The following is a 14065-nucleotide window of genomic DNA, read 5'->3' on the forward strand; positions in this document are numbered from 1 at the left end:
TTAGCCCTCCATCCGAACAACGTCTCGTAATAAATTACCTAAGCTATTAAAGGAATAGACTGTTAAAATCACGAATAAACCTGGTAAAACCGCCATGTACGGCGCATTTTGTAAACTACTTTGGGCATTTTGTAAGAGACTACCCCAAGAAGCCATCGGTGGTTGAATCCCAACTCCGAGGAAACTTAAAGCCGATTCCGTCATAATCGCTCCGGAAATACTGCCAGTTGCAGCGACAATCAAGGTTGGCACCACTGCTGGTAAGACGTGGCGACGAATGACTTGGCTGTGCTTTTCGCCAATAAAATTAGCGTAAGTCACATAGTCTCGTTCCTTAACTGATAAGGTTTCTGCTCGGACGAGACGGGCAATGTTCATCCATGAAAAACAACCGATGACAAAGATAATCGTCACTAAGCCTGGTTTCAACAAGACACTTAAAACGATGACTAAGACCATCCAAGGAATTGACGATAAAATATCGACAAAACGCATTAAGACACTATCAATCCAACCTCCAAAGTAGCCTGAAATCAAGCCAACTAAGGTCCCAATTAAAGTCGAAGCTAACATCGCTAAAATCCCCACGAGTAAGGAAACGCGGCCACCGTAGACGACGCGGATAAAGTAATCTCGACCAATTTCATCCGTTCCAAAAATATGTTGAAAACTTGGACTAGCAGACATATTACCAACATCCGTTGCATTTGGGTCAATCGGGATTAATGGCGCGAACAAAGCTAAGAGGATTAAGAAACTTAAAAAGATAATCGGAATCCAATAACTTGGGGTTTGGCGTAAGACCCGCCGCCAGTGATTTTTCTTAATCATTTCGTCCCCTCCTGTCCGATACGTGGATCAACAATTGTGTATAAAACATCTGATAATAAATTCCCAAGAATAACTAAGGTGGCTGATAATAACATCACTGCCATAATGACGGGATAGTCTAGTCCTTTAGTTGCTGTCATTAAGAAAGGGCCAATTCCCGGCCAACCAAAAATACTTTCAGTAATAATCGCCCCAGTTACTAACATCGGTAAAGCTAAACCAATTTGGGTAACAATTGGCAATAAGACATTTTTACTAATATGATTAGCAAAAATTTCCCGTTTCGTTGCCCCAAAAGAGCGTTGGACCATGACGTAGTCTTCTGACAACTGTAACATGGTCGAAGAGCGGACGTAACGAGTTAAGTCTGGGAAAAAGGCAACGACTAAAACAAGATAAGGCATGATGAAATGTTGCAAGAAGTCTGAGAATGAGTCTTCCATGCCAACTGTGTGCATGCCAATAATCGGTAACAGATCGAAGCGGTACCCTAGAAAATAAATCATAATCATCGCAAACCAAAATGTTGGCATTGAAATACCAACTGAACAAATACCGTCAATTAATCGGTCAACAAAGCGACCTTTATAGGCACCAGCTACTAATCCTAAGATAATTGCTAAGAGTAAGGCAGTAATATAGGCTGGTAAAATTAATTTAATCGTATTCGGTATCCGGATTGCTAATTCACTACTAATACTTTGTTGACTGACTAGAGAGTAGCCTAAGTCACCAGTTAAAATATTTTTTAACCACAAGACGTATTGCACTAAAAAGGGTTGATCTAAGCCGTAACGGGCCCGTAATAAATCAATCGCTTCTTGGGACATATTCGGTGTGGTAATGGCATCAATGGCGTCATAAGGCGCTAATTGGATTAATGAAAACACAATAAATGAAACCACAAGTAACATCGGAATCACTTGTAAGATTCGCTTGGCTATGTATTTAGCCATACTAACACATCCTTCTTAAAAGATAGAAAAGCTTCACAAATTGCACAAAGGCAGACTTGTGAAGCTTCGTTTGTTTGTCTTTACCAGTTCATTTGTCGACTTATTTGATTGTAATTTTTGCTAAATCTTCAAAAGTATAGATTGGTACTAACCCAGCATCAGTTATGTTTTGAACTTGGTTATTCACTGCTAAGACTTTACGACTATCAACAATCGGATAAAAAGCGGCATCTTCAGCAATTTGTGCTTGTAAATCGGCATAAATGTCTTTACGTTTGGCTTCGTCTAGTTCAACAGCTCCATCAGCAAAGAGTTTATCCGTTGCCTCGCTCTTATATTGGAAGTAATTAGCTGAACCTTCTGATTGGAATAAGGCTGAATATAAATCTGGATCGTTCCCCATAATATAGCCACCCATAAATAAATCGTATTTCGTTGAACCTGGTTTACGTAACTCAGTAAACATGGCAGAGCCGTCACCACCAGCTAACTCAACTGTAATTCCAGCAGCTTGTAATTGTTGTTGAATCAAGGTTGCTTGGACTGTTTGAGCCGGATCGTCGGAACTAAACCCTAAATTAATTTTCAAGTCTGTTACCCCAGCTTCACTTAGCAACGCTTTTGATTTCTCAACATCAGTCGTATATTTTTCTACCTTGTCAGAATAAAAAGGATTCGCTGGCGGTAAAATTGAGTAAGCATTGTCGTAATACTTATCTGATAAGTAAGCTGCTTTGTTTAGATCTTCTTTGTTTAAAGCAAAAAGAATTGCTTGTCGAACTTTGACATCTTTTAATTTATCAGAAGCACTGTTTAAACCTAAGTAACCTACCCGGTTTTCACTGTACTCGTAAGTATCAATTTTAGTCTCGTCTAAGTCTTTAATATTATTTGGTAAAACAAATGAGGCATCAATTTCACCTTTTTGTAAGGCGACTTTTGTTGTATCGGCACTCGTAATAATTCTTAAAGTAACTTTAGGAACACTAGGTTTGCCACCATAATACGTCTCATTTGCTGAGAATTGTAAATATTCTCCTCGTTTGTAATTATCTAATTTGTAAGGGCCAGTTCCAACTGGATCAGCTTTTAATTCACTGCCTGAAAAATCAGCTTCGTCTTTATAAATATGCTCAGGTAAAATATACGTTTCTGTGGCAATGTTGTTAATTGCTGCGGCACTGACTGAAGGTAACACAAATTTCACCGTTTGGTCATCGACTTTTTCAGCTTTAATCGGTTGGTCATTGACCCACAGACTATCTGCCCCACCATTTTCTTTTTTCGCTTTTTGTTCATAAGTGAAAACAACGTCGTCCGCAGTAAAGGCTTCCCCATCGGACCAAGTAATATTATCTTTTAAATTAACTGTTAATGATAAGCCATCTGCAGCAGGTTCTAAACTTTCGGCTAACTCAAACTTCTGGTTACCGTCGCCTTCGATTCTAATTAATGGTGAGTAGATCATATTGGCAACTGTTAAGCCCCAACGATCTCCAACATTTAGCGGATTAAGGGACGTTGGATCCCCACTAATACCATAGGTAAAGGTGTCCTTGTCAGTTTTTTCTGAGGGTGTCGCCTCTTTTTCTGCGCCACAAGCAGCTAACACTAGCCCCGACAACGCAATTAAACTAATAAACCATTTCTTCTCCATCAAATCTTCCTTCTTTCTTAGATGATTAATTGATTTAAAGGATCTTTCAATCATTTTTTTAATAGGCTTAAGTATAGCGAAATCAACGGTTATCCGTCAATCAAATGGTCCTAGATTTACTAACAAAATACTAGTAAATTTTTATATGCTTAAAAAACCTAGATATAATAGACGTTTCACCTCCCATGTAAGCCTTTTTTATATTCATAAATAAAAAAACTAACTGATTAAATAAATCAGTTAGTTTACTAAAGGTTAAGGGTTATTAGTTATGTAGTTGTCGTAACATTTATCTAAAAACATGATTGTTGTCATGCCTTGATAAGGCATTGTATACAAACCGAACATTCCTAAGGAATAAACCGTCAATAAATTCCAAATAGTAAATGAATAAAGTAGAATTAAATACTCTAATTTATAACCTTTCATCATTTTTTGACTAAGTTCAATGGCTTCACCAATCATTAAGTCCTCATTTTTTGCTAATAAGTAGTTCGTCATGGCATAACCGGCACCTTTGACTACCCCTGGAATGACTAATAACAGGGACCAAAAGAAGGTATATAAAGCAATTAAGACGTTAGCTCTAATGACTCGGCCTTTTTTCTGATTGATTAAACGATTAAGTAACTTAAGACCACTTAGTTTACGGCCCTCTAAACTTAAAATCGCTGTCCATTGAATCAAACTTTGGCTAACACAGACCCCTAATAATAAAACTAAATAAAGAATAATGGCAAAAAACACCCAACCACCTACTGAATCAGCACTATAACCTAAGCTATTATAAAAATTAATTTCGCCAACTTTTAAGGTGACACGCCAAAATATCACGAAGGGGATAATAATCATTGCGCCACAGACTAACATGGTCTGTAACCAATTGCCGTAAGTTCCTGACAATTGTCTTTGGGCGGCTTCTTTGAGTTCCCTACGGCTCATATTTACCCCAGTAACAACTTCTCTAGTCACCACTTCTTCAACTTCTTTAAAACTGTGATCCGACTGACTGCCGACTTTTAACCCACAAGTCTCACATCGTTCCATTTCTTTGTTAACTTCTGATCCACAACTCTGACACTTACTCATTTTTTCTCTCCAATACTATTTTGTATTTAAATGTTTTTAAACCATCTTTATTTGAACTTCACAGAACAAAAAAAGACCCTTTTATAGTTTAAGTTAAATTCAATCTTTTTACAACAGCAACTAATAAATAATCATTATAAACTAATTTAAGTGTCAGTTTTTACATTAACCCCTTAGCTTTGTATAAAAAATAGACTAGCACGCCCCAAAATAAGAGCCTAGTGCTAGTCTAACTATTTTTTCTTAGCTACAGCAATGATAAAATAATCGACAATAAATTATAAAAAATGTTTCTTTTCTGGTTTTTCTTAGCAAACCTCTGTAATTTCTTTTCCATATTGAACACTCCTAACTGTTAAACGGAGCGAACTAGTTAAGTGGTTAAGGAGCTCAAGTGCTCAAGTACTGCTAGTCCTTACAGGATAAACTAGCTCTTGGGTGTTAGTCAAGTTAATTGGTTAAAAATCCTATTACTCAATAGGCTCCGCAACTACTTTCTTAATTTTCAAACGATTAATCATGACTTTATTCATTGAAATAACCTCAATTTTAAGGTCTTGATACTGACACGTAAAGCCAGCAGCGACTTCTTGTTGGTACAAGTCAGTCAAAAAGCCACCAATCGTAATATTTTCATTATCCTCTGGGAAATCCACGTCAAACAAGTCTTCGATGTCAGATAAATCCGTTGTTCCTGAAACTAAATACTCATCAGGTCCAATTTCTTCCACACTAGCAACTTCCCGATCTCGTTCGTCTTGAATGTCACCAACAATTTCTTCTAAAATATCTTCAATCGTCACAAGTCCACTAGTGCCACCGTATTCATCAACTAAAATCGCAAAATGTTTGTGTTCTTTTTGCATCTCTGTCAATAAATGTTTGACTGGAATGGTTTCTAAAAAGCTAATCGGTTCTTTAATTAGATGATTTAAACTAGCTTTTGGTTTGCTCATGTAAGTTTTAATTAAATCTTGCATCGTCACGTAACCAATGACATCATCTTTCGTTTTTTGAATAACTGGAAAACGGCTATGACCAGTTGAAATCGCAAAGTTTAGCGCTTCTTCAACGGTACTTGTGGCTGGAATGACTTCCATATCGACTCGGGTCACCATAATTTCTTTACCAATTAATTCATCAAAGTCAAAAACATTGTTTAAAAATTCAAATTCGTCTTGGTTAATTTCTCCATGGCGCAAGCTTTCATTAGCGATTAATAATAATTCTTCTTGGGAATGGGTTTCTTCCCCTTCACCGAGATAATTCAACCCAAATAATTTACTAATACCATTAGCAGATGAGTTTAACAACCAAATAAAGGGATAAGTAATTTTATAAAAATAATGTAAGGGAGTGACTACCCCTAAAACAACTTTTTCTGTCATGTTAATACTAAAAGACTTCGGAATTAGTTCGCCAATCACGACATGAACAAAGGTAATTAATGAAAAGGCGAGAATTAACGAGATAATACCGACAGATTTTTGTGGTAAGGGAAGTGAATCCATTACTGGGGTAATTAACTGTCTAACCGTGCCTTCCCCTAACCAACCGATTGCTAGTGAGGTTAAAGTGATACCTAGTTGGCAGGCGCTCAAGTATTCGTCTAGTTGACTAACAATTTCTAAGGCTAACGTGGCTTTTTTATTGCCATTTTGGGATAAGTTTTCTAATTGACTTCGTCTGATTTTAACTAAACCAAACTCGGCTGCCACAAAAAAGGCCGTCAGCAAAATCATTAAAGTTAAAATCAAGAGATTTATAATCATGGTGTTGCTCCTTCTATTTTCTAATTTCTTCCTATATTATCCCATAAATTCAGCAACTCACAAGCTTTTTTTGTTTTAGAAGCTTTTTCCAAGACAAAAGAAGCTTTTCCTCAGTGGTTAGTCTGAGGAAAAGCTAAAGTAGATTTTAGTTAGACAACTAATAAATAAGGATTTTCTAAGTAGAAACAAATTTGCTGCAAGAACTCCCCAGCTGGTGCCCCATCAATCACTTGATGATCAAAGGTTAAGCTTAATGGCAGTTCTAAACGCTCTTCAATTTCTTTGTCACTGTTGAAGGCTAAACGAGATTGACCGGTACCAACACCTAAAATACCAACTTCTGGCGTGTTTAAGATTGGCGTAAAGTATTCTATCCCACTTTGGCCTAAATTAGAAATAGTAAAGGTTGAGCCACTTAATAAGTCACTAGCTAAAGTCCCATTTTTAGCTCCACTAGTGATTTCACTAAAGCCTTGGGCTAAGCTAGTTAAACTTTGTTGATTCGTATTTTTTAAGACTGGTACCATTAACCCCTCAGGGACTGCTACGGCAACTCCCATATTAACTTCTGACAATTGTTGGTGTTCGCCCTCACCATACCAAGCATTTAACTCTGGGTAATCAACTAAGGCTAAAGTCACAGCTTTAATCACTAACGTATTCAAGCTAATAGCCCCTTTATCCAGATGTTGACCAGCATTCTTTTTCAAGTCTTTTCTAAAAGTCATTAAAGCAGTAATATCAGCTTTTTTATGTAAGGTTAGTTGAGCTGCTTGTTGCAGACTGTTGTGCATCCGTTGGGCAATGACCTTCCGCATACCTGTCAGACCGGCACCAGCTTGACTTGTCTTAGCCACAGTTTCGACAACTTGTGGGACATGATTGTCAACGTCTCGGCGAGTAATTCGCTGATTGCCACCAGTCCCTTTGATTTCAGACAGTTCATAACCTTTTTCATGAGCGATTTTCCGCGCTAAAGGAGTTGCAAAAAGTCGTCCCCCAGCCTTTCTAGTCACTGGTCTGACTGCCTCTATTGCTATAGTTGGCTCTTGAACTAGTTCTTCTACTTCTGGTTTTTCCGCCACTGTGCCAGTAGTTTCTGGGACTTCTTCCCCAGCTTCACCAATCACGCCAATCGCTGCCTGACATAAAGCTGTCCCACCAGCCTCGGTAATAATTGCTAATAACGTCCCACTAATTGGCGCCTCCACATCATTTGTTAATTTTTCTGAACTAATTGAGCAAACAGCTTCCCCTTTTTCAATTGAGTCGCCAATGTTTTTATACCATTGATCAACAGTTCCTTCGGTCATCGTTAAGCCTAAAGTCGGCATAATTAAATTTTCTGCCATGAGTTGTCACCGCCTTTCCTATTTTAAGTCCTCAATCAATTCTGCTGCTTTGGCTAATACTTTTTCTTTATTTGGTAAGTATAAAGCTTCTAAGTTTGTCGCAAAGGGAACTGGCGTATTTGGCGAACAAACACATTTGATTGGTCCATCTAAGTAGTCAAAGGCCAGATCTGCCATAACTGAAGAAATATCAGTGGCAGTATTATTATGAGGATTGGCTTCATCAATAATGATTAAGCGACCAGTTTTTTTAACTGATGCTAAAATTGTTTCCTGATCCCAAGGGGCAACAGTTATTAAATCAATCACTTCAACTGACACATTAGCTTTACTTAACTCTTCAGCGACTTCTAAAGCGACATAAAGCATTTTCCCAATCGTCACAATTGTTAAATCAGTGCCTTCTCGTTTAACTTTAGCTTTGCCAATTTCAACGGTGTAATAGTCTTCTGGGACCTCACCTTTCAAGCCGTATAAAGTTTTGTCTTCGGAAAAAATCACAATGTTATCGTCTTCAATGGCTGATAGCAGTAAGCCTTTGGCATCATAAGGATTCGAAGGTACAACGACTTTAATTGCTGGCACTGAACCGAAGATGCCGTAATAAGAGCCCGAGTGTTGCGCTGCCGCTGATGCACCAGCCCCATGACAAGTTCGAACAGTCATTGGAATCGAGGCTTTGCCACCAAACATGTAGCGCATTTTTGAGCCTTGAGCTAGTAAGGTATCAAAACAGAAACCAATAAAATCATTAAACATTAATTCTGGTACTGGTCTTAACCCTGTAGCTGCAGCTCCAACTGCGGCTCCCATATAACCCATTTCGGAAATCGGCGTATCAATGACTCGGTCTGTACCATGTTTTTCAACTAAACCTTTAGTCACTCCGAAAACGCCGCCCCAGGCCCCTTCCCCTTCTAGGTGATCGACGCCTGTTCCACCAGCAATATCTTCACCGATTAAGAAAACCCGGTCGTCTTTTTCCATTGCCATATCTAGTGCTTCATTAATTGATTGCATAAATGTAATTTTTCTAGTCATTTTTCTTCACTCTCCTATTTATAGACATCTTCGTATAATGCTTCAGGACTTGGAACTGGACTATCTTGGGCAAACTTAACAGCTGTTTCAGTATCCGCTACTGAAGTTGCTTCTATCTCATCGGCTTGTTTAGCTGTTAACCATTTATTTTTAATCGCAACAGCTCTAAATTCTGGCAAACAATCACGATTGGCTAAGTCTTTTTCCGAACCTTCTTTCGCTTTGTATTTTTGTTCGTCGCCTTCAAAGTGGCCATAATCACGATAAGTCACACATTCAACGATACTTGGCCCTTCACCATTCCGGGCCCGGTCAATGGCTTCACCAGCGGCCTCATAGACAGCTAATAAATCTTTGCCATCGACTCGCACACCAGGGATACCGTAAGCCACACTCCGCTCAGCAATCGTCTCGGAACCTGATGAGTATGATTGGGGAGTTGCTTCAGCAAAGAAGTTGTTCTCACAGACAAAGACGACCGGCAATTTCCAAATAGCCGCCATGTTAATCCCTTCGTGGAAAGTCCCTTCGTTAGCTGCTCCGTCACCGAAGAAGCAAATTGCAACGTCTTTCGTTTTTAAATATTTATTCCGTAAGCCTGCGCCAACAGCGATTGGGAAACCGCCACCAACCATGCCGTTTGCCCCTAACATGCCTTTGTCGATATCCGCAATATGCATTGATCCGCCCTTACCTTTACAAAGACCAGTAGCTTTACCAAAAATCTCAGCCATCATGCCGTTTAAATCACAGCCTTTTGCAATACAGTGACCGTGACCACGATGGGTACTCGTAATGTAATCTTTATCCGTTAAATGAGCACAGACACCTGTAGCGATTGCTTCTTCACCAGCGTATAAATGGACAAAACCAGGGATTTGCCCTGTTGTAAAAATCCGGTGAACCTCATCCTCAAAGTTACGAATGTCTTGCATTGTTTGATAAGCCCATGCGGCTTTTTCTTTAGTCATTTTTTCCATGTTAAGTCCTCCTTGTTTATCTTGCTGTTAATCTATTGATTTTGTTAACCGGTAGCCTAAATTTCTAAACGCTAAAGCGTTAAGGTCCTCCTCGTTTATTTTGTTGTTTTTAATAATTCGCCAGCCAGTTCACCAATCGTTTCGGCTAAGGTTGGATGAGCGAAAATCATTGTCGCTAATTCTTCTAGTCGACCTTCAGCTTCTTTAACCCCTAAAATCGTGTGGATTAATTCAGTGGCGTGACTACCAACAATGACTGCCCCTAAGATTTCATGATATTTTTTGTCAGCGATGATTTTAACGAAGCCGAGGGTTTCATTGGCTGAAATTGCTTTACCACTATTACTGAAGGGTGCTGAAGCTACTAAAACTTCATATCCTTGGGCTTCAGCCGCTGCTTCTGTTAGGCCAAAACTAGCGATTTCTGGTGTCGTATAAACGCACTTAGGAACTAAGTGTTCTTTAACACTCTTTTCTGGTTGCCCAGTAATGTGTCGAACCGCTTTAAGCCCTTCTTTGCTCGCCACATGAGCCAACATGTAACTATCGAGAAGGTCGCCAATGCCATAAATATTTGGGTCACTCGTTTGATAGTAGTCATTAACTTTTAATTTTTTTCCATCTGGAGTTTTAACTAAGCCTAGTTGATCCACAAGTTCTAAATTGCTAACACGACCAGTGGCAACTAATAACTGATCGAAAGTTAAGGTTTTATTACTTAGTACTAAGCTTTGGGCTTTAACTTCAGTAATCTGAGCTTGAGGATAAACCGTCACTCCTAACTTAATTAACTCTTTTTTGATAATCTCCCGCGCTTCTAAGTCTTCTGTTAATAAAATGTCAGTTGCTACTTCCACAACGCTGACAGCTACCCCTAAAGGCGCCATAGCAAAGGCTAATTCAATCGCAATGACCCCACCGCCAATAATCACTAGTTCTTTTGGTAACGTTCTCATTTCAAAAAATGTATCTGTCGTTAAGTAATTAGCTGTTTCGATGCCCGGAATCGGCGGAACAAAAGGTCGACTACCAGTAGCTAAAATAAGTTTATCCCATTGGTAACGTTCCTCCTTAACTTCAATCTCTGCCTCTGTATTTAAACGGGCTTCGCCTTCAACTAAAGTGATTTTCCCTTGTTGAAAGAGATAATTAATCCCTTGCTGTAAGCCACTAACCACTTGATCTTTACGGTCGACTAATTTTGAAAAATCAAGCTCTTCAATAGTACTTTTAATACCGAATTTCTTAGCCTCGCTAATTTGCTTTAACCAATCGGCATGTTTCAAATAACTTTTTGAAGGAATACAGCCGACGTTTAAGCAAGTTCCTCCCAGTGCTTGTTTTTCAAAAACGACAACTGATTTCCCTAAATTAGCGGCTTCGATAGCTGCTACATACCCGCCTGGGCCAGCGCCGATAATCGCTATGTCAAATCTTTTCATCTCTTCACCATGCTTTCTAACTTTTGAATTATGAAAGAATCCTTTGGACTTGCTTTAGTAACCTTCCTCCCTTCCTAGGCTCTTGTCTTAATAAAAGCAAGTTTCATGCCAATCATAAAAGAGCTTAATATCAAGGTTTGTGAAATCAGCACAAAAAAACCGCTACAAAATTGTAGCGGTTTTGTCCGGTCTTGTCCTATTCAGGTAATTCAATTTGATACTTAGTTAGCCAACGATACAAGGTGCTTCTAGCTATCCCTAGTTCTTTTGCCGTCTTGGATAAATGAAAATGATGTTTGGCTAAGGCAGCTTCTAACTTCAGTTGTTCCCTTGATTTATGCTCATCTGAAGGGGCCTTGTCTTTTAAATTAACCGCCCCTACTTGAATGACTTCTCGAAGTTCTTCGAGACTAGGGGCTTCAACTGGATAATACAAATACAGACGCTCTAAAAAATTACGTAGTTCGCGAATATTCCCTTCCCAACGGTAATCATTTGTCACGGCAATCACTTGCTCTAACCATGTGATTTGCCAGTTTTTTTCTTTGGCGAATGCTTGAATCAGAACTTTCATATCTTCTTGGCGCTCTCGTAATGGCGGAATCGTCAAAGGGGCGACATACAAACGATAAAATAAATCTAAACGAAATTCATTTGTTTTAACTAGCTCACGTAAATCCCGGTTGCTAGCAGTAATCAGCCTAAACTCTGATTTAACAGCTACTTCCCCGCCTAAAGGTGTGACTTCCTGATCTTCTAAGACCCGTAACAGAGCTGCTTGCATCGGTTTTGACATGCTATCAACTTCATCTAAAAAGAGCGTCCCCCCATGGGCTTGTAAGATTTTTCCTTTATAGCCTTTCCCTTGAGCACCAGTGAAGGCGCCACTGACATAGCCAAAAAGTTCACTTTCTAAAAGATTCTCACTTAATGCCCCGCAGTTAACAGCTACTAGCGGCCCCTCTTTACCAAGACTATTATGGTGAATCGTTTTAGCAGCTAATTCTTTACCACTTCCTGATTCCCCATAAAGGTGAACTGGTAACGAGCTTTGAGCCACTTTTTGCAGTTGAAATAAAAATTGCCGGTAAGCTTGATTTTTTGAATCAATGCCAAAAATTTTAAAAGAAGCAGGCGGTCGCTCCCCTTGCCGCTGATAGAAATAGCCAACAATTGACCCTTCATAGTAAATTTTCTCCCCTGCTGTCTTTAACTTATGGCTTTTTTTTAATTCCTGTAAGTCCCTTCCTAACCACTGACTATCATCAAGCTCTAACTCTTCAGAGATTTTGATAATCTGATCTTTATCATCACAGAGGACGCCAATTTTATCTGTTTTAAATAAATACTCTAACAAATGTTCCTTACGTGCCAAGTTGGCTTTGATAAAATTTCTTTGAACCGTTTTACTGATCATTTGCAAGGCTAATAACGTGTATTGATCAAATTCTCGCTGGTCAAATGACGAGATATCCAAGCAACCGATGAGCTGATTTTGCTCATCATGAATCGGCACAGAGGAACAAGTAAATGGATGAGAAGCTACCGAGTAATGTTCATAGCCATGGACTGTCACACTTTGGTTCGTTCGTAACGTAATCCCAATGGCATTTGTTCCGACAGCTTTTTCCGTCCAAATGCTGCCTTCAACAAAAGTAATGTCATTGGCATAATCTTTAGTTTCGTGATTACCTTCACGCCAAATAATACAACCCTCTTTATCGGTTAAGATGAAAATTGGTCGTGTCACTTTAAATAATTTTTGGTATTTAGTAATCTCCTGTTTGATTAAATCAATCAGCCCTCGGTTTTCTTGGGTTTTTCGTTTTAACGTTAGTAGCTCAATCTTACTCTTACCTTTAGTGATATAAGGATTCACTTCTGCTAGACGACAGTATTCCCATGATTCAGCAATTACTTCTGGTAACATTAAGGCTTTCATTGAAGGTTCTTGGATTAACTCATTCCATAATGATTCTTGCATGTTCATCTGATCACTCCTAGTTTGTTCAGCGTTGTAATGTAAGGGCTTCATTTCATCTAAAGAATACCATGTTTTTGGCTATTTTACTAGAATTCATCTATTAAAATAGAAATAAAGCCTAGCTAATTCACAAACTTATCTCGTTGTGAAAAACTAAGCTTTTTATTTTTACACTAAATCATAAGTCAAACAGATTGGCCGCTGGGTCTTTGGTTCAATCATAATATCCGCTTCAATCTGAAAGGCTGCTCGTAACACTTCAGGTGTCATAACTTCAATTGGGGTCCCTTGACTGATAATTTTTCCTTGGCTAATACCGATCATATAATCTGAAAAGCGGGCAGCTAAATTTAAGTCATGGAGAACCATCACAATTGTACAGTGTTGACTCTGGTTTAATTCTTTCAGTAGTTCTAAGATTTCTAATTGATGGGCTAAATCTAAGTAAGTTGTCGGTTCATCGAGTAAAATCAGTTCCGTCTGTTGGGCTAAGGCCATGGCAATCCAAACCCGTTGCCGTTGGCCACCTGATAAACTATCGACTTCTCGTTGGCTAAAATTAGTGAGTTTCGTTACTTTTAAGGCCCACTCAATTATCTCCCGGTCTTCAGTTCGTAAGCGCCCGAAACCTTTTTGGTGGGGAAAGCGGCCGTAGGCAATTAACTCTGCCACTGTTAGGCCACTAGGAGCCGTCGGTGTTTGAGGTAAAATCGCCATTTTTTTAGCTAATTCTTTCGTGGGTAATTGACTAATGTCGCTACCGTCAAGATAAACTACCCCTTTGTTACTTTTTAAGACCCGACCGATGGCTTTTAAAATAGTTGATTTGCCACAGCCATTAGGCCCAATAATAGAAGTGATTTTACTCGCTGTTAAAGTTAAGTCCAAGCCTTCCACAACTAAGTGATCCTCATAACTAATTGATAATGCTTCCGTTTTAATTCTTTCCATGGCCAATTGA

Annotated in this window: 11 protein-coding genes; all 11 read right to left on the reverse strand. The window is 38.9% G+C overall.

The genetic code is table 11. The annotated features are described in order from the left end of the window. The 11 genes from CBF35_RS08130 to CBF35_RS08180 all read right to left on the reverse strand — a co-directional run bounded on the left by CBF35_RS08130 (position 1) and on the right by CBF35_RS08180 (position 14055). A complete protein-coding gene (locus CBF35_RS08130; RefSeq protein WP_126779950.1) occupies positions 1-831 on the reverse strand; it encodes an ABC transporter permease in 831 nt (276 codons plus the stop codon). Continuing rightward, positions 828-1787 (reverse strand): ABC transporter permease, encoded by a 960-nt coding sequence (locus CBF35_RS08135; RefSeq protein ID WP_126779952.1) that lies wholly within the window; start codon positions 1785-1787, stop codon positions 828-830. The genes CBF35_RS08130 and CBF35_RS08135 overlap by 4 nt, the downstream gene beginning before the upstream one ends. A 100-nt stretch (positions 1788-1887) precedes the next feature. Then, positions 1888-3447, reverse strand: a complete 1560-nt coding sequence (locus CBF35_RS08140) for an ABC transporter substrate-binding protein (RefSeq protein WP_407290309.1) — start codon at positions 3445-3447, stop codon at positions 1888-1890. Positions 3448-3699: 252 nt separating this feature from the next. Further along, a complete protein-coding gene (locus CBF35_RS08145; protein WP_126779956.1) occupies positions 3700-4533 on the reverse strand; it encodes a DUF975 family protein in 834 nt (277 codons plus the stop codon). A 470-nt stretch (positions 4534-5003) separates the two neighbouring features. Next, the gene (locus tag CBF35_RS08150) at positions 5004-6305 is read right to left on the reverse strand and encodes a hemolysin family protein (protein WP_126779960.1); all 1302 of its coding nucleotides are present in this window, start codon (positions 6303-6305) and stop codon (positions 5004-5006) included. A 149-nt stretch (positions 6306-6454) separates the two neighbouring features. Further along, on the reverse strand, positions 6455-7657 hold the full coding sequence (locus CBF35_RS08155) for a dihydrolipoamide acetyltransferase family protein (RefSeq protein WP_126779962.1): 1203 nt from the start codon (positions 7655-7657) through the stop codon (positions 6455-6457). An 18-nt stretch (positions 7658-7675) separates the two neighbouring features. Continuing rightward, positions 7676-8698: an alpha-ketoacid dehydrogenase subunit beta gene (locus tag CBF35_RS08160; protein WP_126779964.1), complete on the reverse strand. Its 1023-nt coding sequence runs from the start codon at positions 8696-8698 to the stop codon at positions 7676-7678. Positions 8699-8712: 14 nt separating this feature from the next. After that, on the reverse strand, positions 8713-9678 hold the full coding sequence (locus tag CBF35_RS08165) for a thiamine pyrophosphate-dependent dehydrogenase E1 component subunit alpha (protein WP_126779966.1): 966 nt from the start codon (positions 9676-9678) through the stop codon (positions 8713-8715). Between the two features lie 95 nt (positions 9679-9773). Further along, positions 9774-11120: a dihydrolipoyl dehydrogenase gene (gene lpdA / locus CBF35_RS08170; RefSeq protein ID WP_126779968.1), complete on the reverse strand. Its 1347-nt coding sequence runs from the start codon at positions 11118-11120 to the stop codon at positions 9774-9776. A gap of 196 nt (positions 11121-11316) precedes the next feature. Beyond that, positions 11317-13110 carry a sigma-54-dependent Fis family transcriptional regulator gene (locus CBF35_RS08175; RefSeq protein ID WP_170174753.1) on the reverse strand — a complete coding sequence of 598 codons (1794 nt, stop codon included), beginning with the start codon at positions 13108-13110 and terminating at the stop codon, positions 11317-11319. A gap of 162 nt (positions 13111-13272) precedes the next feature. Beyond that, a complete protein-coding gene (locus CBF35_RS08180; protein WP_126779972.1) occupies positions 13273-14055 on the reverse strand; it encodes an ABC transporter ATP-binding protein in 783 nt (260 codons plus the stop codon). Positions 14056-14065: the final 10 nt, after the last annotated feature.

This window comes from Vagococcus salmoninarum, from assembly GCF_003987495.1.
GTDB lineage: Bacteria > Bacillota > Bacilli > Lactobacillales > Vagococcaceae > Vagococcus_D > Vagococcus_D salmoninarum.

Excerpts from the sequence above, each read along its gene's own strand:
- CBF35_RS08130 (WP_126779950.1), bottom strand. The coding sequence starts at position 831 with ATGATTAAGAAAAATCACTGGCGGCGGGTCTTACGCCAAACCCCAAGT.
- CBF35_RS08135 (WP_126779952.1), bottom strand. The coding sequence starts at position 1,787 with ATGGCTAAATACATAGCCAAGCGAATCTTACAAGTGATTCCGATGTTA.
- CBF35_RS08145 (WP_126779956.1), bottom strand. The coding sequence starts at position 4,533 with ATGAGTAAGTGTCAGAGTTGTGGATCAGAAGTTAACAAAGAAATGGAA.
- CBF35_RS08150 (WP_126779960.1), bottom strand. The coding sequence starts at position 6,305 with ATGATTATAAATCTCTTGATTTTAACTTTAATGATTTTGCTGACGGCC.
- CBF35_RS08155 (WP_126779962.1), bottom strand. The coding sequence starts at position 7,657 with ATGGCAGAAAATTTAATTATGCCGACTTTAGGCTTAACGATGACCGAA.
- CBF35_RS08160 (WP_126779964.1), bottom strand. The coding sequence starts at position 8,698 with ATGACTAGAAAAATTACATTTATGCAATCAATTAATGAAGCACTAGAT.
- CBF35_RS08165 (WP_126779966.1), bottom strand. The coding sequence starts at position 9,678 with ATGGAAAAAATGACTAAAGAAAAAGCCGCATGGGCTTATCAAACAATG.
- lpdA (WP_126779968.1), bottom strand. The coding sequence starts at position 11,120 with ATGAAAAGATTTGACATAGCGATTATCGGCGCTGGCCCAGGCGGGTAT.
- CBF35_RS08175 (WP_170174753.1), bottom strand. The coding sequence starts at position 13,110 with ATGAACATGCAAGAATCATTATGGAATGAGTTAATCCAAGAACCTTCA.
- CBF35_RS08180 (WP_126779972.1), bottom strand. The coding sequence starts at position 14,055 with ATGGAAAGAATTAAAACGGAAGCATTATCAATTAGTTATGAGGATCAC.